This is a genomic window from Hymenobacter sp. UYCo722, assembly GCF_040547115.1.
Taxonomy (GTDB): Bacteria; Bacteroidota; Bacteroidia; order Cytophagales; family Hymenobacteraceae; genus Hymenobacter.
In genome coordinates this window covers 318,755-339,592 of sequence record NZ_JBEPPC010000004.1, presented here as the reverse complement: position 1 = coordinate 339,592, position 20,838 = coordinate 318,755, and the positions used below count along the sequence as shown (strand labels likewise).

Here is a 20,838-nt window from a genome sequence, read left to right as displayed (position 1 = left end):
TTCGCTTCAATCATCGCTACGAGGACCTCTATAAATTGCTCCTTAAATTACTTCGTCAACTGCCCCTGTAAACCGGTTTGCTTCCTAAGCCCCTTTGTAAAAAGATAGCAATCTGGGCGTAGGTGGTCGCGTAGGCCTAGCACCCTTTGAGGCCGTAGCCGGCAAACCGCGCATCGAGCAGAATCATGAGTGCAGGATTGTAGGCGGTTTCTTCGCGAGGATGATAGTAGAAACTGTTGCGCGCAATGCCCAGCAACTGGTAGCTAACCTGCCGAGAGCGACTTGCAAGACCAGAGCCTGTTGTTGGGTTACTGACGGAGCCCTACCGTTTTTTGGGCGGTGAATTTTCCATTGGGCCGCTAAGACGGCCAGCGGCCGGCGCTCCGTGGGCGTGGCCAGCGCCCCTCGGCTTTTAATTCGGCCGTGTAATGGCGAGAGGTACCTTTCGGGGTCAGAATCGAGCTACGTTAACCGCTCATTGTAACCGGCGTTGAGAGTACCGCAGACAGTGCCTGCCAGGGACGGTAGACCGTGACACGCCGGCCTAAAATACCAGCCTTTATGCGCCGACTGGCCCATTCCACGGCCAGCCATAGCCACCCTTTATGCCGTCGTTGGCCCACATCAAATTTCGTCCAACTCAAACGCCTCCCCCCCCTTGCGTTGCGCTTTTGTCGGCCAACAAAAGGGCAAGGGCAGGTGTGCTTACTATGCTTTTTTCACTGAATTAGCCATGTGGGCTACGCCAGTCACGCGCACAATGGCTTCGTTGCGAGTTACGCTCAGCCAGTAGCTTCTCGGCTTAGGCATAGCGGGCAGTCCGCTCAGCTGCCGCAAGCACAATGCGGGCCTGATTGTTCGCAGGCTTGGCATTAATAGCGGGCATGCCTGCCACTGTGCCCGCTACGAACAATCTGTTCATTGCCGCATTTGGTACCAGCACGTTAAGAGCCTGTTAAAATTCACAAGTAACTGTTAGACAAAAAGAAACCAGCCAGATTACCGTCTTTTTTCATCCGACCAAAGATGTACGAAACGGACCTGACTGATTTCCAGTGGCAAGTTATCCAAGAAATATTTCCCGACATACGCCGCCGCAAGCATTCGCTGCGCCTGATTATCAATACCTTACTTTACCTGACCAAGAGCGGTTGCCAGTGGCGGCTGCTGCCGCACGAGTTTCCGCCCTTCCCGCTAGTCTACTACTATTTCCGCCGCTGGCAGGCCGACGGGCGCTGGGCCCGGCTCAATCAGGCCCTGGTGCGCCGCCACCGCCAGCGCGCGGCCCCGTCGCGGCAAGCGAGTCCGAGCGTGGCCGTGCTCGACGCCCAATCCATCAAATGCAGCGAGCGAGGCGTACGGGACAAAGGCTTTGACGGCCACAAAAAAATCCAGGGCCGCAAGCGCCAACTCCTCGTGGATACCGGCGGCTTGCTGCTGGCTGCTCATGTCGGGCCGGCCCACGAAAACGACCGGGTTGGTGGCAAGGAAGCCCTAAAAAAGCTGGCCCAGCAGGGATTTGAGCGACTTGACCTCGTATTGGCCGATGCCGGCTACGACGGCCAGCCCCTGGCCCAGTGGACCCGGGAGCACTGCGGCTGGCGCTTGGAAACGGCCCCTGGGCTCACGGGTAGCGGTGGGTTGAGGTGGTCGGGTAAATGTGGACAGAATAGGGTCTTATCTTTCGAATGTCATGAAAGACAGCCCCCAACCCACCAAACGTCGTCGTTATGACGCCCCCTTCCGCGCCGAAGCTCTGCGTCTGGCGGGCGAGAGCCGCTCGACCCAGGCCGCGGCCCGCGCCCTCAATATCAGCCCTAAACTGCTCTACAAGTGGCAGAAAGAAGCCCTGACGCCCGTCGCGGCGGCGCGCGGGGCCGATTTGGACCTGGCTACCGCTGCCGAGTTGCGCCAGCTGCGGGCCTTGTCCCGGCGGCAGGCGCAGGAACTGGCCATTTTAAAAAAAGCCATCGCCATCTTCTCGCAGACCGACGACCTATGAGCCGCTACCGCTTCATCGACGAGCAGCGGGACCACTACCCCGTGCGGCTGCTCTGCCAAGTAGTAGCCGTGCCAGCCAGCGGCTACTATGCCTGGCACCACGCGCAACAGCCGGCCGTCGCTGCGCCAGAACCGGCCTGGGAAACGGCCCTGGTCAAGGTCTTCGGGGTGCACAAGCGCTGCTATGGCACGCGCCGCCTGCAAGTCGCGCTGCGCAAAAAGGGGTACCGGGTAGGGCGCCAACGCCTGCGCACAGCCATGCGCCGCCGGGGCCTGCGTGCGCTGCAGCCCAAGGCCTTTACCCCGCGCACCACCGACTCCACCCACGGCCTGCGCTGCGCGCCGAACCGGCTGCTGGACCAGCCCAAACCCACCCGGGCCAACCGGGTTTGGGTCCCGGATATCACGTATCTGCCCCTGGCCAACGGTGATTGGGCCTACCTGTGTGCTTTTCAGGATATGGCCAGCAAGCAGGTCGTGGGCTGGCAAGTCGGGGCGACGATGCCCGAAGAATTGGTGACCAGGGCCTTACAGCGCGCGTTTTGGGCCCAGCCGCCCGCGCCGGGCCTGCTCGTGCACTCCGACCGCGGCGGTCAGTACTGCGGTAAGGCCTACCGGCAACTGCTGCACGACCACCAGGCCCTGCGCTCGCAGAGTCGCCGCGGGGACTGCTACGATAATGCGCTGGCCGAAAGCCTCTGGTCACGTCTCAAAACGGAGGTCCTGGAAGTCCGCGAGCGGCCCGTTTTTGCCGACCTGGCCGAGGCCCAGCGCAGCGTCGCCGACTATTTTGACTACTACAATCACGAGCGGCTGCACTCCAGTATCGACTACCAGGCGCCCTATCACGCTCACCAACAGCTTCTTCAACTCAACGCTCTAAACTGTCTAGCGTAACTAGACCACCTCAACTTTGCCCCCGTGCCCACACGCTGAGTCGTTGAGCGCTCCATCAGCTGGTTGCAATGGGACCGCCGCTTGAGCCGCGACTACGAATGCGAAACCAGCATTGCCGAAGCAACGGTCTATTTATCCAGCATCCGACACCTAATCCGCAAATTTTAACAGGCTCTAAACGCTTGCCATAGGCCCAGTGCAAAATTCATCCAGCATCAGACCGCCACCGAATAATTACCCTAATTTGAACTACCGCAATATTTCTTAGCAGATATTTACTCACATTAGTCAAATTCGCTACATTTTGTCCAAATGTCCCAATATATGGTTAGCAACGGATTGAGGGCTGGCCATAGAACGCCACCAATCAAGCGTTTTCAGGTGCAATTCCGCCATACGGTTTGGTTCTCGAAGCAACCGTTCGACTGTTTGCTTCAGTTCGCGCCAGGAAGACAGCACAATAAATGGCGCGTTGCGGTAAATTACTACGTCTGGTAAGGTAGTGGTAATGATAATACATCCAAGACTTGCTGCTTCAAAATGCCGCATCGATTCCGGGTTTTCTATACCTGCCGGACATAGCACAATCTTGCTATCACCTAGAAGCTGCGCATAGTCGCCGAGTGGAATGCCGTTATGAAAACCATTGCTAAAGCGAATGATTGATGCCGGAAAAGCGTTGTCAAATTGTTCGCCAAATAACCCACGTAAACGATGCAGAAGAGCAAATGGTATTAAAGGAACACCGGCCAAGACGCGGTATAATGCAGCCCGACCACTGTGTAGATTACCTGAGAAAAACACGTTATGCTTTCGCTTCAAAACGGGAATTACCTCTCCTGGAGCAAAGTGCTTGCTTGGCCCTACCGGTAGGTGGAAAACTTTACCACGTTGATTAACGGGCAGATAAGTACGGAAAATGACATCAACTTGGTCAGCAAATGAATAATTAGTACGTTCCGACTCGTCACCGATGCAAAGCACTAGTTTTTTTCGGGGGCTGACCTCTACTTGTAAGTCGTCGCCCTTCCACCGGCTCAGTTCAAAGTATAAGTAAAAGTCCCAATCTTCTCCCAGCCCTTGCAAAATATAATTAGCGAGGCTTTCAGCGTAACCGCTTTCGCGAAAAGATGCTATTTTATCTAAAGGAAGATTTGATAAAATTCTATTCATAAAATATTATTTGCTTTTTTCAAAAAACTATTAACAATTATTGTCGGACGTTGTGGCTGCATACAATTAGTAAACTAACGTCGCGTTTAAATGCCTTTATAAACCCATAGTACGCCTCTAAATCCAAAATTTAGAATGAGCGACAAAGGATTTTTAGTGGGCACGATATGTGAAATTTTATTCAAAGATACCGGGTTTAATCAGAAACGGAGCAGCATTTGGGCCCAAAGCTTGGCTTTTTTCCCCAGTCTTACGGACGAATAATCGGCAAATGAACTGCGGTAGAAACTGCGAATGCTGTTTAGCCGGGACTGCTTGTGCATGTAGCACACCTCAAACCATCGTTCGCCCAAGCCACGTTTTAATGCCAAGTCGTCAAAAATGTTTTTTTTCTCATTATGACGCACTATTTTTTGCAACCACATTTCTACCTCTGTGAGCGAAATTTCTTGTAGTGTATTTTTCAGCATCGCAATGCTGTTGTATACCATGAGCTCACGTGCGGAATAAGACAGCTGCCAGTCTTGTAGAAACTTTTCCCGAACTACATCCGATACAGTAGCCCGCTCGCTGAGAATATTTTTCTTCTGGCTATTAGGTGGCACGCGGTACTGAATCAGAGGTTCCTGTAAAGTGGCTATTTGCAATTCTCGAATATACCGCATGCAGAAATCATAGTCTTCCGTTTGTCGCAATGTGGGGTCGTAGCGCAGTCCGTTTTGCTTAAATAAGCTCGCGCGCAACATTGCGGAAGGATTGCCGGTTGGCAAAGTAAATAAAGTAAGAACCTGGGTATCAACTGGCTTGGCGGGGTAACGATTCAAGTAATTGCTCGCACCAAAGTTCTGCATGAAACTACCTACGACGTTTACCTCTGGATGCTGCTCAAGGTAAGCTACCTGACGTGCGAGCCGCTCGGGGTGGCAAATATCGTCACCGTCCATCTTGGCAATGTATTCGCCTTGTACGTACTCCAGTGCCGCATTATCGGTACCGGCACGACCTAGATTGCTCGGATTCACAATCAACTTTATCCGTGGGTCAACGAAAGAACGGACTATCTCCACCGTGTTATCGGTTGAACAGTCGTCTAACACCAATAATTCGAAATTTTTGAAGGTCTGCAGCAACAGGCTTTCAATAGTAGCATGAATATGTGGAGCGACGTTGTAAACGGGCAGAACTATGGTTACTTTACACATTCAAATAATGTTATGCGAATTACTATTTAGCTTTCCAAGCTGCCGGGTTTAACTTGTGCTTGTACACAAAGTTCTGCATCCTTTTGGTTAGCTTCCAACCCAGCAACTTACTCATTTCACTGAATAGAGGCGTCATGTGCGGGCTAGCAGTGCTACCACCTAAGGCCTGAATGCGGGCCGCAGCCAATTTCCTTATTTCGTAGTGGTTAGGATAATACTCGTATATAAGTCGCTGGTAGTTATTAGCACAAGCCCGCCGGGTTGCGTCCTCATCACGGTAGGCTAGCAGATGAACTTCATAGGCACGACACACAGCCAAGTGTGACTCGGTCGCGTTAGCACTTCGAATGCTACTCAATGAGTCCGCTATGCCTTTTCGGTAATACGATATAGCTTCAGCACAGAATACAATTTCCGAGCTTTGCAGCAATACCCGACTAAAAAACTCGCCGTCATCATGCAACGACAATTGTTCGTTCCAAGGTCCCGCAGCTTCTATTAGCGACCGATGAGTAAGCCAAGCAGAAGGCTGCATCCAAACCCCGTTTTCCCAAGCCGCCACCAGCCACTGCACTGGGTCGGAGTAATCGCGCCATAAAACAGTTGGCGTAAAGGCGGCATCGCTCGGTTTATCGTAGAACATGGCCCAAGCCGAAGAAGACAGTTTTGTGCCCGTCCGGAGGCGGAAGCATTCCATCTGCACCGCTATTTTATTGTGTTGCAATAGGTCATCAGCATCAAGGTATTGAATGTACTCGCCTGTAGCCAGTGCGAAAGCGCGATTGCGAGCTGCGCTGGCTCCACTGTTGGCTTGCGACACGATTTGCACCTTGCCGCCAGCATAACGGAGCGCTTTTGCCAGCGTTTCGTCCTGCGAGCCATCGTCTACTACGATAACCTCTATATTGGGCCAAGTCTGCGCCAGAACAGAGTCGAGTGTTTGCTCGATGTAAGCAGCCGCGTTATAGGCAGGAATCAAAACCGAAACTGTAGGCGTTTTCATGACTTTCAAAGTTGGTTGCAGCCAGTGAAACACCCCCATCCAATTGCCCGCAGGTAGGCAAATGAGAAGCAAGGGCCTGCTCCAAGCATGAGGATTAAAGGCGGTGCGCTGCTACTTTCAGCAGTGGTCTAAACTTCGGTATTTTATTGCACCATTTCGCTGCTTTATTTCACTTAAAAACAGCTTTTACCCGGGTCGAAAAGACGTTTTGCCAAGTTACAGAAGCGAATCCCCCCCCCCTTTATCGCTTGGTTCTAACTTACTTTTTATTACGCCTTAATAGCCGTTCCTTAATCCAGTAGGCACTGTCGTACCAAATGTGCATGGGCTTGTCGACTTGGGTGATATAGCGAAAATGATTGGTAAGGCCAGCGCTCCAGCTCTCATACAGCAGGTTAAAGCGCGTCAGCTCCTCATACAAAAAGCCTTTTTGTTTGCCCAATACCGGCTTTAAGTCCAGTCCACTACCTGTGCAGCTCCGAACCATATCCTCCATGATATTAATCAACGACTGCCTGGCTTGAATTTTATATTTCCACATCTTATAGCGGTTGCCTGACATATTACTGCCATGGGTGCGCACAAAGAATTCGGTTCCTTCCCGGTTATCGTACAAGAACTTGTGGTTCTGCAGCGCAGCGCGGTACCAGAAATGCCAATCTTCGAGCGAAAACAGTGTCTGGTCGAATGGGCCAGCGGCTAATGCCATGCTGCGCTTAAATAAAGGGCTACCCACTAGAAAGATGTTATCGATAGCCATATGCTGGACGAGTTCGGTGCCTTGGCCGGTAATGGGTAGCATCGTCAGCGCGAACTTGCGGAAGTTGCGGGGAGCGGCGGGGTCGTCGGAGTGAGTGTAGATGTACGTGTCAGCGTATACCAGCGCGGCGTCCGCGTTTTGTTCCAACAGCCCAACCTGGAGTTCAAACTTCCGTTTGCTTATGTAGTCGTCAGCGTCGAGAAACTGTAGGTAGTCCCCCTGGGCTAAAGCGATGCCCTTATTGCGGGCAGCCGACAACCCCTGATTTTGCTGATGGTGGTACTTGATGCGGGCATCCTGGGCAGTGAAGCGGGCCACTACTTCCGCCGTGTTATCCTTCGAGCCATCATCGACTACGATAACCTCCCAATGCGGGTACGTTTGCTCCAAAATGCTATTAATAGCATCGGAAATGTATGCGCTATAGTTATAGCTTGGTATTATAACACTAACTAGTTTGGCAGTAGCTGGCATGGGCATCAAAAGGCAGGGTTATGAGAGAGGAAAAGCACCTGCCCCAATGGTGCCGGCAAAAACAATAGTAAGAATGAATGCATTTCAACAAGCTGCTGAAGTCTCAGTTTTTTGCTGCCTTGGTCTGCAAACGGCGTTCGATGTAAAGAGGAATGCGCTGCCAGTTGTAGCACTGGGCTAAGGTGTGGAACTTTAGTTGTTCCCAGCGCCGGCCTTGGCTTCCGAGGAAACGTGCATAGCCCTCGTACTGCATGGCCAGGTAAATGTCGGCGTGCTTCCTGTCCTGAGGCTTGAACATGTGCTGACGAAACATTTTGGCTTCGAAGACGCGCCGCTTGAACTTCGATTCTGACTGCGCCATTGTGGTGCCCTTGCTCTGGGCGTGGATGCGATAACGCGCCATTACCCGTGGCAGGTATATTGCAGGCCCCTGTTTTGTGCTCAATAGCTGCAAAGCGTAGTCCCCGCTGTAAATGCCATCAAACCAAAAAGGAAGCGGCCTTGGAATGCTCGTTGCCCTCATCAGCATCGAAGCCGTGGGAATGAACCATCCGTAGCGGGCAATATCCAGTTGGGTGAAAGTACGCGGCTCACCACCGGCCGCAGGCAGAATGTGCGGAAACTCTTCCCCAAACGTCCATTCCTTGCTGTTGTCGTGGTCGTTGAACGTTTCCGCATCATGAATGCAGAGCGCATAGCCGGGACGTGACTCTAGAGCAGCCACTTGCAGGCGGAGCTTATCCGGGTCTATCCAATAGTCGTCTCCTTCAAGCACAGCCACAAACTCGCCGGTGCAGGCAGCCATGCACTCCCGTTGGTTTATCGCCGCGCCCACGTTTTTCTCGTGGTAGATGGGCCTGATGATGTGCGGGTGGCTGGCCGCATACTCGGCAATAATTTGGCGGGTATCGTCCGTAGAGCAGTCATCTCCGATAATCATTTCGATGGGAAATTCACAGTTCTGCTCTAATACACCTTCGATGGCTTGCCGCACGAATTTCTCGTGATTGTAAGTCATCGTGAATACACTAACTTTTATCATCCTCCCAATAATTATTTTTCTCAATCAGTTCAAAGTAGTCATCCCGCGTAACACCGATTTCAATCCGGTCCCAGTAACGGTTGTTGCGAAAGTACCAATTCCGGCGGGTTCCTTCGTGCTTCCAACCGCACTTGTTGAGGTAGATGCTTAAGGAAATAGCATTGTACTCAATAATCGTGGTATCAAGGCGCTCCAAATGCAACTCCTCAAAGGAATAGCGCATTACCGCCATAATGGTATCAATGCCGTAACCCTTGCCCCTGATGACCTTGTCACCAAGCATTATGCCGTGAAAGGCATTGTTATTTTTCCAGTCGATGTCAATCAGATTGGCCGTCCCAATTAGCCCGAGTTCGGCTACTTCGATGGCAAAGCGCTGGTTCAATCGGTCGGCTCCGAGGCCGGCAAACCATTTCTTCTGATATTCAACCGAGCTGGGAAAATGCCACCCCCCCAACATCTTCCAGATTTCCGGGTCGTTTGCCCATTTGTGGAGCAAGGGCAAATCTGCTTCATCAATGGCTCGAAGAATTACTTTTTTACCAAGAATATTCATTATTTGACAGATACGGATGACACAAAATAAACGCTGGGCAAGCGCTGCTCAGGTCAACAATTCTCGGACAGCCTGTGCTACTCGTTCGATTTCGGGAAAACCGTAGCGGTGGTCAAGCGGCAGGGCCAACACGCCATCAACGAAAGACTTTTCCCGGGAAAAATCACCGGGGCGCTGCCGCATCTCAGGCCATAGCCAAGGCACAAAGATATGCTGTTCAAAAAGCTGGCGACGGTCTATCACCGGCTGGGGCAGCCGCAACGGATAGCAGAACGGAACACTGCCCTCTTCAGGCGGCAACCATTCCTGCGCTGCACCGCTTTGCAGCAGCGGCTGTAGCATCTCTTGATAGAGCCGGAAGTTAGCTTGTCGCTGCCGAGCAATTTCTGCGTAGTCGAGCCACGAGAGCCAGCTGCGACTGACAGGCGATATTTCACGGGGTGCATAGCTGAGCCGTTCCTCGTATTGGCTATAAGCGGCGTAGGCCGCGGCTTGGTGCCCCATTTTCCGCTCTACTAGATGCGTCAGGCTAATGTCTTGATTAGCCGGCAGACTTAAAGGAGGACGCTTGTTGGGGCGATAGAGAAAGGCCCCGTCAGGAACGCCAAAAAACTTTCGGGCCGAATTGAACCCCCACTGCTCGGGAGCTGGTTCCTGAAAAAATGCCTGAGTCAGGTCCAGCAATAATTTCGCCCCGTAATAGTGGGCCAAAGTAGCAGCATAATCCCTTTTTAGCCCGAAATAATTTACGTACAGCAAGCATTCATCAGCAGCCAGTTCGGGCAGGTCCTGCAACTCTAAATCTTCGGTCAATGCGTAGTAGCAGCCCTCCACTCCTGCCTCCGCTAGTGCATGCAATACCGAATCACAGATGAAGAAAGGCAGCCAGACCCGGCGGGGACGCACCTCCTGGAGCATGACGGCCAAACAAGCCCGCCCGCTGGTCAGAACTGCCCAGGCCCGCGAATGGGGCTTGGCCGGGCCAACAGGAAGTTCCAACTCAAAAAACCCCCCGATTGGAAAAGAAATTGCCAAGCTATTCATTCCGGGACAGCACGTTATTTTGTAAGTGTATAATTTCGCAACATTTCGTTGGTTTCAGCTACTGAATTATTCATGAGCACGTCAATCATTGACAGGCCGGGCACGAACTCGCCCTTGCCCAACTGCTTGTAAGGACGTAGCTCGGGCTGCAGAAAATGCAGTTGTAAACCGTTGGCAGCAAACGTTTCTTGGTCATACAACGCACGGCCGCCCTGGGCATTCACATAATCTGTGGCCTCTTCGATAGAGCAAATGTCGAGCACCCGGTCCTGAGCGCGCAGGTGTTGGTTGCCATAATGTGTGGAAGTAGGGACAATCTCGACCGCAAGCCCGAGGTATGCAACTACTTCGCGAAGGCTCAGTCGCACCAAATCGGCAATAGTTTGAGCTTTCGGGTGGGTTAATACGCGTTCAAGTAACGGGAAAACCTGTTCGAATTGCGCCGCCCGCCGGTAGCTCTGCGCTACAGTTTGCAGAAGTTTCGGACGCCAGTGCGGATTAGGACTGAGAGCAATGTCGCTGATGTTACGGTTAGGACTAGGTGCGTCCAGGGGCACGGTGAACAAAAGGGGCTGGCTATTAGCCAAAAGACGATTTCTGTTTATCCACCCGCCCTTTATAAATTGTACGTCGTCGTAAACTATAAAACGGTCGGCGGCCATCAATAGCTGGAAATAGCCCAGATATGGAAACAAATACGGTTGCATAATGGCAACCGTGCGCGTAACCGGCGGCACCAAAGTCTGTTGTAAAGGCATAAGAAGGGAAGACAAGCTAGCTACAAGGCCCCAGCTCCTTTGGGCCAGGGTAAATGAGAGACTACAAGCAATCTTTAAGCCCCAGTTTTCCATGTAACCCAGAATCAGTCAGCAAGCGCCTCGCGAATCAATTTACTGATGCGTTGCACCTCATTGTGCTCCAGCTGCTGGTAGAAAGGTAAACACAACACCCGCAGTGAGATGTCCTCCGATACCGGGCAGGCCGCACCTACATGATACGGCAGTTGGTTGAGCGATGGAAAAAAGTAGCGTCTGGTATTTATACCGTTTGCCGCCAGCGCGTCTTTGACCCGATGCATCGTCGAATCCTTTTCAAAAACGACGGGAAAGTATGCGTAATTATACCCGATGCCCTCAGGAGGTATAGGATAACGCAGGGGCAGGGTAGCTAACTCGGCATGATACAGTTCAGCCAGTTGGCGACGAGCGTCAATAAATGCCGGCACGCGTGGTAGGTTGCACAAACCCATTGCGGCATGAAATTCAGAGTTTTTGCCATTGACACCTAGAGAATAGTACTCATCGCCGACGTGCCCAAATGACTTGTACAGCCACACTTTTTTCGCTAGCTCCTCGTTGGTTGTGATAATGGCCCCGCCTTCGCTGGTGTGAAATAGCTTCGTGGCGTGGAAGCTGCATGTTGTAATGTCGCCGTACGACAGCAGTGAACGGCCGCCCGATAGCGTTACCCCAAAAGCGTGAGCACCATCATAAATCACCTTCAAGTGATGGCGGCGGGCAATATCTTCGATAGCCCGTACATCGCACGGATACCCATATACATGCGTAGCTAGTATGGCCGAGGTGCGCGGCGTAATGGCAGCTTCAATCTTGGTGGCATCAATGCAAAACGTCTGCTCCTCAATATCCACAAAAACCGGCTCGCATCCTTCCCATAAAATAGCCGTGGTGGTTGCAACGTAAGAGAAAGGAGTTGTAATAATTTCACCGGTGAGGGCCAGCGCCTTAATGGCGACCTGCAATGCAATGGTGCCGTTGGACATAAACTGTACTTGTGCTCCGCTCAGCGCGCTGCTCAGATCTGCTTCGAGTTGTTGGACTAGTGGACCGTTGTTCGTCAACCATCCACGTTCCCATATCCCTTCCAAGTAATGCACATATTCTGCAAGCGGCGGCAGGTATGCTTTTGTGACGTTGATACTCATGAATGAAGAATGATTTTGATGCGCTTTACACCAGCGCTTCTGGGTATATAAATCAAAATTTAGCGCACCAAGTCCTCATACTGATGCTCAGATGCTATCTTTCCATCCCGCAATTCATAAATCCGGTTGCACTGTTGCAGCGTGGTGATTCGGTGCGCAATGATGAAGATGGTAATGTTTGTGTGCGAAAGTTTGCTGATGGCTTCGCTAACTTCTCGCTCGGTTTCATTATCAAGGGCGCTGGTCGCTTCATCCAGCACCAGCACTTCTGCTCGCTTGTATAGGGCACGCGCGATGCCAATACGTTGCCGTTGGCCTCCAGATAAACGAGAGCCCCGCTCACCAATGGCCGTGTTCAATCCTTCCGGCAGGCTGGATACGAAATCAGTAAGAGAAGATTGCTCCAGTGCGAATTGCATTCGCTCCGGGTCCAGATGCTCGTCTCGCAAAGTGATGTTATCTTGGATTGAGGCTTCCATCAGAAACGTATCTTGTTTCACGTAGCCGACAATCTTGTACCAAGATTCCAGCGTCTCTTCCGAGAGCGGCACTCCGTCAACATTAATATTGCCCATTCGCTCGGTATAAAAGCGCAGCAGCAAGTTCATTAGCGTGGTTTTGCCCGACCCCGAACTCCCAATAAACCCTATTTTTTCACCTTTGCTAACGCTGAAGGATATATCCTTTAGCACCAAATCCTCACTGGCGGGGAAGGCAAATGACACGTGCTCAAACGAAATTGTTTTTTCAAATATCAATGCTTTCTGCACCGGCTGGGGCGTGGTCAGGTATTCGCGCATTGTTAGCAGGTCATCCACGACGTATTGATTCTGCTTCATGGTCACTAACGCCGTAAGCAGCCTATTAATGGATGGCATTAGCCGATAAGCAGAAGCAGCGAATAAGCCGATAATGGTGATTAGCCCATCCGGATTATTCGAAAACAATAAAGAATAAAGAAAAATGGTAACCACCGCTGCGATAGAAACCATTTCAATGATGCGCATGGGAATCAACGTATAGAGATAGGACTCTGCCTCCAATGCCTGACTTTTCTCCTCATTATTGAGCAAGCGCTGCATAAACTTCGCTTGCCTACCAGCTAGCCTTAACTCGATGAAGCCTATGAATGACTCTGAGAGTGCACTAAATGATATTGGTCTCAGGCTGGAGAGTACGGCTCCTAATCCTTGCACTTTATTCCGCAACCCACGGTATATTAAAAACATGGCCGGGGTCAAGACGGCCCCTAGAATTAGAAATAGAACCGGCTGGTATAACAACATACCGACTATTACCAAAACCACAATTATCAGTTCAGAAAAGAAGATGAATAATTGCCGGATGATGCCAAACACGTATGCATTAGGAACATTTAAAGTACTGTTCATCAAATTAGATGAGCCCACACTGCTAAAACGGAGGAACGGCAGGTTGATATGCTTCTGAAATTGCCGTTCTATAACCTTCAGGGCGATGTGGGCTGTGAACTTTGCCTGCTGATAATTGATAAGAGTTGAAAATATATTTTTTACGATAAAAAATACAAAGATGCTCAAAATCAGAAAAATCAGAAAATTTCTTTCCGAAGCAAATCCTAAAGCATTGTATACCTGTAACGAATATTCGTTTTTTAAGATGGAGCCTGGCCGGGAAGCAGCCATAATAACAGGAACGAGTGAGGCGAGGCCAAAAACGTCTAGTACAGAAGAAACTAGCAATAGAACGAACATCCCAATAGCCTTTCGTTTGTCTTGAGGCGACAAATAAAATCTTATACTATTCAATGACCTTAGTACGACCCCTTCTTTCATATCACTTGTATTAGCTTCAATTATTGATTAAACCTATAAAACTCATTGGCTAACAAGCCTACGCACCCTGCTCACGAAACGACGGACTTCAGAGTGTCAAGCAATGTCTGCGGAGGCACCAACTGAATACGTTTGTGAAAGCCTTCGTGACTAATGCCAGACCCACAAAGATAGCCAATGTGTCTTACCTGTCAGGCTGTATGGGCAATTAACTTCGCATTTATAAGCCAGCCGTAAGATACTATCGACTGAGCGATAGCATTATCGGTGGCGCACCTGGCCGGTAATATAGGCCGCAGGGTTGGAGACAATAAGCTACTTTTGAGCGGCAAGAAAATAACGCAATCTACTCCACCACCTCCCGAACTACATATAGCGGCCGCTGCCGGGCCGCGTCCAACCCTCGCCATACATACTCGCCGATGACACCCAGGGCCACCATCTGGAAGGCCGATACGATGAGCAGCACCACCATGAGGGTGGTCCAGCCGGCGGGCTCGTTGGGGTGCGTTATTTTCAAGCCGATGACGTAGAGGCCGTAGAGCAGAGCGGTGAGCCCCAGCCCCAGCCCCAGCACCGAAATAGCCCGAATGGGCACGAACGAGAAAGCCAGCAGCGAATCGACCAGCAGCTTTATTTTCTTGCTCAGCGTCCAGCGCGACCGGCCGATTTCCCGCTTGCGACGGGTGTAGGGGATGCTCACGTAGGCAAAGCCCAGCCACACCATTAGATAGAAGACGTTGGTATTACGCTCGTGCAGCTTCAGCACTTCGGTGGCCACCTGCCGGTCGAAGAACACGAAGTCGAAGCCGCCGTCGGGAATGTTGCGCAGGGCCAAGTGCTTCATCAGCCAGTGAAACAGCCGGGCCATGGTCTGGGCCAGGCCAGTTTCTTCCCGGTTCTGCCGGTTGCCCAGCACCAGCCTGAAGCCATGCTGCCAGTGGACATACATTTGGGCCAGCAGTTCGGGGGGGTCCTGCAGGTCAGCGGTGATGACGGCTAAGCAGTCGCCGGTGGCATGGGCCATGCCCGCCACGATAGCATTGTAGGAGCCTACGTTGCCGGCCAAGTCTACGATGCGGAGGCGACCAGGGTAGGCGGCCTGCGCCTGGCGCAGCGCCCCCAAGGTGTCGTCGCCGGAGCCGTCGTTCACGAACACATACTCGAACGTGACTCCGGGCGGAAAATTAGCCTCGTTCGCGACTAGCTCGCGGGCCGTTACCGGAATATTTTCCTCGTTGAAGTAGCAGGGAATAATGACGGAGAGCTTGGGCATAGGGAACAGAGCAGAATAAGGAACAGCATTTAGCCAGCAAACGCCCGAATGGCATCAGCCACGGCCGCTACGTGGGTCTCATCCATGCCCGGCCACATCGGCAGGCTCAGGCAGGTGGCGGCCAGCTTTTCGGCAATAGGGTAAGCCCCGGCGGGCAGGTTCAACGACTGATAGGCCTGCTGCCGATGCGGCGGCACCGGGTAATGAATGAGCGTACCGATACCCTGGGCTGTAAGGTGCTGCTGCAAGGCTGCACGCTGCGGCGTGTGCACCACGTAAAGGTGGTACACGTGGGTAGCCCCATCAGCTACTATTGGCAGGCGCAGGTCGGCAATGCCGGCCAAATGCTGGTCGTACCAGGCTGCGACCTGCCGGCGCTGGCGCGTCCACTCCGGCAGTTGCGGCAGCTTTACCCGCAGCAGGGCCGCCTGCAGCTCATCGAGGCGGGAGTTATAGCCCACTACTTCGTTGTAATACTTCTGCTGCGAGCCGTAGTTGCGCAGTACCCGCACGGCGTGGGCCAGCCTGGCATCGTTGGTCGTGATAGCTCCGGCGTCGCCGAAGGCTCCCAGGTTTTTACCGGGGTAGAAGCTGGTGCCGCTCACCTGCCCGAAGCTGCCCGTTAGCTGACCGGCAAAGGTCGCCCCCTGCGCCTGAGCGTTATCTTCCAACACATACAGGCCATTTTGGGACGCGATGGCCATTATTTCCGTCATGCGGCAGGCCTGCCCGTAAAGGTGCACCGGCACGATAGCCCGCGTACGGGTCGTAATAGCCGCTTCGATGCGGGTGGGGTCGAGGTTGCTGGTTGCTGGGTCGGGCTCTATGGGCACGGGCGTGGCCCCTACCTGCGTCACGGCCAGCCAGGTAGCAATGTAGGTGTTCGATGGCACTATGACTTCATCGCCGGGTCCGATTCGCAGGGCGCGCAGTGCCAGCACCAGCGCATCGAGGCCGTTGGCGACCCCCACAACGTGGGCCACCTGGTTGAAAGCCGCGTATTCCTGCTCAAACTGCTCCACCTCCTGCCCCAGCACGTACCAGTGCGAATCGTACACCCGGGCAAAGGCCGCCATCATAGCCTCGCGCAACGGTGCATGCTGCGGCTCGAAGGACAGGAAAGGCACTTTCATACCGCAAAGTTAACTGCTGTGGCAGGCCAATACGTGGCTGGTGCTACCCAGCCGGAAACCCAGCTTCTCGCACGAACGGAATACGGCGTGGTTGGTGGCCTGAGTAGTCATCAGCACGGCTTCGTGGCCAGCGGCCTGGGCACGGCGCACGGTTTCGCCTAGCAGCTTCACGTGCCAGCCGCGGTTGGCAGGCCCCACCGCCGTCAGCAGCACCCGCGACAGCCCTACTCCAAGGGCGCGCGCATCAGCCACTAGGTCGCTGATGGCCAGGAAGGAGTCTGGCACCTGCCCGGGCAGGTCGGGCACCAGCACGGCATCGGCCAGGCCGGAGGCCACGGCGTTTTCGGCGTAGCGGGCTAAGTAGGCATCGGCCCGGGCCGCTCCAAACCAGGGGTCAGCATGAAACCGGTCGTAGGGGTTGCGGGCGCGAGCCGCCACATCTCCCAGCATCGGAGCCTCGGCCGCAGTGGCCAGCCGCACCGGGTGCAGTGGGTAGTCGAAGGCAGCCAGCTGGTCGCGGTAGTACGTGAGGCGGGTTTCAACCAGCCGCCAGCCGGTGCCGGTCAGTGCCTGCAGCAGGGCCACGTCTTCGGCCGGCACTACGCTGAAGGCGTAGAACACACCTCGGGCGGCCAGTTGCTGCCGGAGCCCTTCGGCAGCCCGCACCAGCTCGGCGGCCGTCGTGTGGGCCGCAAAGAGCCCGGTGAACAGCCAATAAGTCGGCGTCCCGAAATAGTCCGAATCCCACGCCAGCCGCCGCAGCAGCCAGTGAACTTCTGCCGTTACCGCCGAAGACTCGCCAGGGAGCGTAATTTCTCCCGCGCCCTGCCCCCACCGGGTAGCCGCCCCCGTACCGAATAGTTCCTGCTGCCGCTCATCGGACAGCTGCCGCAAAAAATAATAGGGCGAGTAGTAGACCAGCGCTTCGGCCCGGGCCATTACCAGCGGGTTCAGGCCGGGGTTTTCCATTGTTGCTTGAATTCTTCGTGGTCCCGGATGTAATCTGCCTCGTCGTAGGGCTGCGAGGCCAGCACCAGTTGCACGGCCGAGTGCGAATACTGCATCGTGTGCCAGGCGCAGGGAGGTACGTACAGCCCCACATGCGGGTCCTCCAGCCGGAACAGCTGAATTTCGCCGTTGGCCAACTCCGTGGTGGCGAGAATGCGGCCGGCGGCGGCAATAATTACCTGCTCGGTTTTGTGATGCGCGTGCCGGCCGCGCACAATGCTTTCTGGCGTGTAGTACGTCCAGAAAATACGCTTGATTTCGAACGGAATCGCCTCCTGCTGTTCAATTACGGAGATGTAGCCAATAGCAGGGTCTCCCAGCTTGGGCAGTTGAATAAGGTGCGGTTTATTCATAGACAGCAGCAATTACGTACGGCGGCACTCCACATAGCTTAAGCGCTGCTGCCATCCTGGTGAAGCTGTTTAGAAAGTAGCCTAGACAGCGTGGATAAGCATATTCGCGTCTCGTCATTGGACGGGAACTGCCGTTATCATCCAATGGCGAGACGATATATCAGCTAATTGGCTTTCTAAGCAGCTTCGGAATCACTGCTCCCAGCGTGCAAAATAAGGGGAACCACGCAACGGTACGTAGTTCTCCTTATTTTGCACCACACCAAGCGCTGGTAGCAGCAAATAAATCTCTCAATACTGTTGGAGTGCTAAAATAGCATTATGATAACTGCACCGGGGCTGAAGAAAGTCCCGCCCGTATCTGTGCCGGCAGCAAAGCAGTCACCACCAACCTGCTTTATTGATAGCAGTACCCTATGAAGCAAGATGACCTTTTTTGAACCTAACCAAGCTAACGCCCTGCTTCAAAAGCTACGTGGCATATTGTCTGCCTTATTGGCCATCACCTCACTCACGTGCTCTTTGAAGTACTCCAATGTGCGGCGTAGCCCTTCGGCGCGGTCCACCTTAGGCTCCCAGCCCAGGATTTCTTTCGCCTTGGTAATGTCCGGACGGCGCTTCATCGGGTCGTTTTCGGGCAGCGCCTGAAAAGTGGGCTTGAACTCGACGCCGGTGAGGCGGGCGATTTCTTCGCCGAACTCCTTGATGGTGATTTCGTCAGGATTGCCGATGTTCACGGGCAAGGCGTAGTCGCTGAGCAAGAGGCGGTAAATGCCTTCCACGAGGTCGTCAACGTAGCAGAATGAGCGGGTCTGCGAGCCGTCGCCAAACACCGTCAGGTTCTCGCCGCGCAGGGCCTGCGAGAGGAAAGCGGGCAGCACGCGGCCGTCATTGAGGCGCATGCGCGGGCCGTAGGTGTTGAAGATGCGGATGATGCGCGTTTCCAGGCCGTGGTGAGTATGGTAGGCCATCGTAATGGCCTCCTGGAAGCGCTTGGCTTCGTCGTAGCAGCCGCGGGGCCCTACGGGGTTCACGTTGCCAAAATACTCCTCCACTTGGGGGTGAACTTCGGGGTCGCCGTACACTTCCGAGGTGCTGGCGATGAGCATGCGGGCCCCTTTCACCCGGGCTAAGCCCAGCAGGTTGTGGGTGCCGAGCGAGCCTACCTTCAGGGTCTGAATCGGAATCTTGAGGTAGTCAATCGGCGAGGCCGGCGAGGCGAAATGCAGGATGTAGTCCAGCTTGCCGGGCACGAATACGAACTTGCTCACGTCGGACTGGTGAAACTCGAAATCGGGCCGCCCAAACAAGTGCTCAATGTTCTGGAGCGAACCCGTAATCAGGTTGTCCATCGCGATGACGTGGTAACCCTCTTTCAGGAACCGGTCGCAGAGGTGGGAGCCCAGAAAACCGGCCCCGCCGGTGATGAGGACGCGCTTTTTATCGGTGTTATTGTCAGTCATAGTGCTTTGCTTGTCATCCTGAGCATAACGAAGGACCTTATCACGTCCGCGCTACTAGGTTTAGTTGGGAATCCTGAAAAAAGCAGTCGTGATAAGGTCCTTCACTGCATTCAGGATGACAGATTAATTCTTAAGCCGGCTCCTTATGGTCGGTTTTGATGCCAATACAGTGATAGACGAAGCCCAGCTCCTTCAGCTCCTTGGCATCGTAGATGTTGCGACCATCGAAAATAGCTTTCTGCTTCATCAGACGGCTTACTACGGCAAAGTTGGGCACCCGGAACTCGGGCCATTCCGTCACGATGAGTAGGGCGTCAGCGTCAATCAGCGCGTCGAACTCATCTTTGGCATAGGTGATGGAATCACCGAGCGTGTGTTTCGCTTCGGGCATAGCCACGGGGTCGTAGGCCGTCACGGTGCAGCCGGCCGCCAGCAGCTTTTCGATGATAACCAGCGAGGGGGCTTCGCGCATGTCGTCAGTCTTCGGCTTGAAGGACAGGCCCCAGATGGCCATTTTAAGCCCCTTCAACTCGCCGCCAAAGTGCTTGCTCACCTTGTCGAAAAGCACCGATTTCTGGTCCTCGTTCACGCTTTCCACGGCGCGCAGTACCTGCATGTCGTAGCCGTTTTCCTGGGCGGTTTTGATGAGCGCCTTCACGTCCTTCGGGAAGCAGGAGCCACCGTAACCGATGCCGGGATAAATAAACTTGGTGCCAATACGGGCATCGGAGCCAATGCCGCGCCGCACCATATTCACGTCGGCCCCCATGATTTCGCACAGGTTGGCGATGTCGTTCATGAAGCTGATTTTAGTGGCCAGCATCGAATTAGCCGCGTATTTCGTCATCTCCGCCGACGGGATATCCATGAAGATAATCGGGTGACCGTTCAGCAAAAAGGGCTTGTAGAGCTTGGTCATCACCTCCTCGGCGCGCTCCGACGAAATACCCACCACAATACGGTCGGGCTTCAGAAAATCGTCGATGGCCGCGCCTTCCTTCAGGAATTCGGGGTTGGAAGCTACGTCAAAATCGATGCTTTCGCCGCGCTTGGCCAGGGCTTTTTCAATTTCGGCGCGCACTTTGGCAGCCGTACCCACAGGCACGGTGCTTTTGGTCACAATCACACCGTAGCTGCTCATGTGTTCGCCAATGCCGCGCGCTACGGCCAGCACGTATTTCAGGTCGGCTGAGCCATCCTCGCCGGGCGGGGTGCCTACCGCGATGAAGGCCACATCGCAGTCCTTAATGGCCTCGCCTAGGTTGGTGGAGAAGTGCAGGCGGCCTTTCTCCACATTGCGGGTCACCATCTCTTCGAGGCCCGGCTCGTAAATCGGCAAAATACCTTGGTGCAGATTGTCGATTTTTTTCTGGTCGATGTCGATGCACGTCACGTCGATGCCAACCTCGGCAAAGCACGTTCCGGTAACCAGACCGACGTAACCGGTACCTACTACTGCGATTTTCATTCTGAAAAATTAAAAATTATGAATTAAAAATTAAAAATTAAAATCTGGCATTAAAAACTTGTTAAGCTGTTTAGAAAGTCAAGAGAGCGGTCATGCTGAGCTTGTCGAAGCATCTCTACCGCTTCGTAGGCGACGGCTTAACGAAGCGGTAGAGATGCTTCGACAAGCTCAGCATGACGTTTTAATTAATTTCGGCGACTTTATATACAACTTCTGCATTTCAGCT

At 53.5% G+C, this 20,838-nt stretch carries 19 protein-coding genes; 3 read left to right on the top strand and 16 right to left on the bottom strand.

What is annotated here, in order from left to right; genetic code table 11:
• The first annotated feature begins 1,026 nt into the window (after positions 1 to 1,026).
• Genes ABIB44_RS13110 through ABIB44_RS13100 form a run of 3 tightly spaced genes read left to right on the top strand, consistent with a single transcriptional unit; the run spans position 1,027 to position 2,898 of the window.
• The gene (locus ABIB44_RS13110) at positions 1,027 to 1,734 is read left to right on the top strand and encodes an IS5 family transposase (RefSeq protein ID WP_354585091.1); all 708 of its coding nucleotides are present in this window, start codon (positions 1,027 to 1,029) and stop codon (positions 1,732 to 1,734) included.
• A complete protein-coding gene (locus ABIB44_RS13105; RefSeq protein WP_354585090.1) occupies positions 1,694 to 2,002 on the top strand; it encodes a transposase in 309 nt (102 codons plus the stop codon). Before ABIB44_RS13110 ends, ABIB44_RS13105 begins: the two co-directional genes overlap by 41 nt.
• Complete coding sequence (locus tag ABIB44_RS13100) at positions 1,999 to 2,898, top strand: IS3 family transposase (RefSeq protein ID WP_354585089.1); 900 nt, start codon at positions 1,999 to 2,001, stop codon at positions 2,896 to 2,898. The genes ABIB44_RS13105 and ABIB44_RS13100 overlap by 4 nt, the downstream gene beginning before the upstream one ends.
• A 297-nt stretch (positions 2,899 to 3,195) precedes the next feature.
• On the opposite strand, the gene ABIB44_RS13095 is transcribed toward ABIB44_RS13100, so the two are convergent.
• The 16 genes from ABIB44_RS13095 to ABIB44_RS13020 all read right to left on the bottom strand — a co-directional run bounded on the left by ABIB44_RS13095 (position 3,196) and on the right by ABIB44_RS13020 (position 20,612).
• Positions 3,196 to 4,071 carry a CgeB family protein gene (locus ABIB44_RS13095; protein ID WP_354585088.1) on the bottom strand — a complete coding sequence of 292 codons (876 nt, stop codon included), beginning with the start codon at positions 4,069 to 4,071 and terminating at the stop codon, positions 3,196 to 3,198.
• A 200-nt stretch (positions 4,072 to 4,271) separates the two neighbouring features.
• A complete protein-coding gene (locus tag ABIB44_RS13090) occupies positions 4,272 to 5,273 on the bottom strand; it encodes a glycosyltransferase family 2 protein (RefSeq protein ID WP_354585087.1) in 1,002 nt (333 codons plus the stop codon).
• A gap of 22 nt (positions 5,274 to 5,295) precedes the next feature.
• Positions 5,296 to 6,276 (bottom strand): glycosyltransferase family 2 protein, encoded by a 981-nt coding sequence (locus ABIB44_RS13085; protein ID WP_354585086.1) that lies wholly within the window; start codon positions 6,274 to 6,276, stop codon positions 5,296 to 5,298.
• Positions 6,277 to 6,535: 259 nt separating this feature from the next.
• A complete protein-coding gene (locus ABIB44_RS13080; RefSeq protein ID WP_354585085.1) occupies positions 6,536 to 7,510 on the bottom strand; it encodes a glycosyltransferase family 2 protein in 975 nt (324 codons plus the stop codon).
• Positions 7,511 to 7,613: 103 nt separating this feature from the next.
• Positions 7,614 to 8,528 carry a glycosyltransferase gene (locus ABIB44_RS13075; protein ID WP_354585084.1) on the bottom strand — a complete coding sequence of 305 codons (915 nt, stop codon included), beginning with the start codon at positions 8,526 to 8,528 and terminating at the stop codon, positions 7,614 to 7,616.
• 10 nt (positions 8,529 to 8,538) lie between these two features.
• Positions 8,539 to 9,108, bottom strand: coding sequence for a GNAT family N-acetyltransferase (locus tag ABIB44_RS13070; RefSeq protein ID WP_354585083.1), 570 nt, complete (start codon positions 9,106 to 9,108; stop codon positions 8,539 to 8,541).
• A gap of 48 nt (positions 9,109 to 9,156) precedes the next feature.
• Complete coding sequence (locus tag ABIB44_RS13065) at positions 9,157 to 10,107, bottom strand: aspartate aminotransferase family protein (RefSeq protein ID WP_354585082.1); 951 nt, start codon at positions 10,105 to 10,107, stop codon at positions 9,157 to 9,159.
• 59 nt (positions 10,108 to 10,166) lie between these two features.
• A complete protein-coding gene (locus ABIB44_RS13060; protein ID WP_354585081.1) occupies positions 10,167 to 11,003 on the bottom strand; it encodes a WbqC family protein in 837 nt (278 codons plus the stop codon).
• Positions 11,004 to 11,014: 11 nt separating this feature from the next.
• The gene (locus tag ABIB44_RS13055; RefSeq protein WP_354585080.1) at positions 11,015 to 12,097 is read right to left on the bottom strand and encodes a DegT/DnrJ/EryC1/StrS family aminotransferase; all 1,083 of its coding nucleotides are present in this window, start codon (positions 12,095 to 12,097) and stop codon (positions 11,015 to 11,017) included.
• Between the two features lie 59 nt (positions 12,098 to 12,156).
• Positions 12,157 to 13,863 carry an ABC transporter ATP-binding protein gene (locus ABIB44_RS13050; RefSeq protein WP_354585079.1) on the bottom strand — a complete coding sequence of 569 codons (1,707 nt, stop codon included), beginning with the start codon at positions 13,861 to 13,863 and terminating at the stop codon, positions 12,157 to 12,159.
• Between the two features lie 394 nt (positions 13,864 to 14,257).
• Complete coding sequence (locus ABIB44_RS13045) at positions 14,258 to 15,187, bottom strand: glycosyltransferase family 2 protein (RefSeq protein ID WP_354585078.1); 930 nt, start codon at positions 15,185 to 15,187, stop codon at positions 14,258 to 14,260.
• 29 nt (positions 15,188 to 15,216) lie between these two features.
• Positions 15,217 to 16,320, bottom strand: coding sequence for a DegT/DnrJ/EryC1/StrS family aminotransferase (locus ABIB44_RS13040; RefSeq protein ID WP_354585077.1), 1,104 nt, complete (start codon positions 16,318 to 16,320; stop codon positions 15,217 to 15,219).
• 9 nt (positions 16,321 to 16,329) lie between these two features.
• The gene (locus tag ABIB44_RS13035; protein WP_354585076.1) at positions 16,330 to 17,289 is read right to left on the bottom strand and encodes a GNAT family protein; all 960 of its coding nucleotides are present in this window, start codon (positions 17,287 to 17,289) and stop codon (positions 16,330 to 16,332) included.
• The gene (locus ABIB44_RS13030) at positions 17,271 to 17,681 is read right to left on the bottom strand and encodes a sugar 3,4-ketoisomerase (RefSeq protein WP_354585075.1); all 411 of its coding nucleotides are present in this window, start codon (positions 17,679 to 17,681) and stop codon (positions 17,271 to 17,273) included. Before ABIB44_RS13030 ends, ABIB44_RS13035 begins: the two co-directional genes overlap by 19 nt.
• A gap of 464 nt (positions 17,682 to 18,145) precedes the next feature.
• A complete protein-coding gene (locus tag ABIB44_RS13025; protein ID WP_354585074.1) occupies positions 18,146 to 19,144 on the bottom strand; it encodes a UDP-glucuronic acid decarboxylase family protein in 999 nt (332 codons plus the stop codon).
• Positions 19,145 to 19,274: 130 nt separating this feature from the next.
• Positions 19,275 to 20,612, bottom strand: a complete 1,338-nt coding sequence (locus ABIB44_RS13020) for a UDP-glucose dehydrogenase family protein (RefSeq protein ID WP_354585073.1) — start codon at positions 20,610 to 20,612, stop codon at positions 19,275 to 19,277.
• Between the last annotated feature and the right edge of the window lie 226 nt (positions 20,613 to 20,838).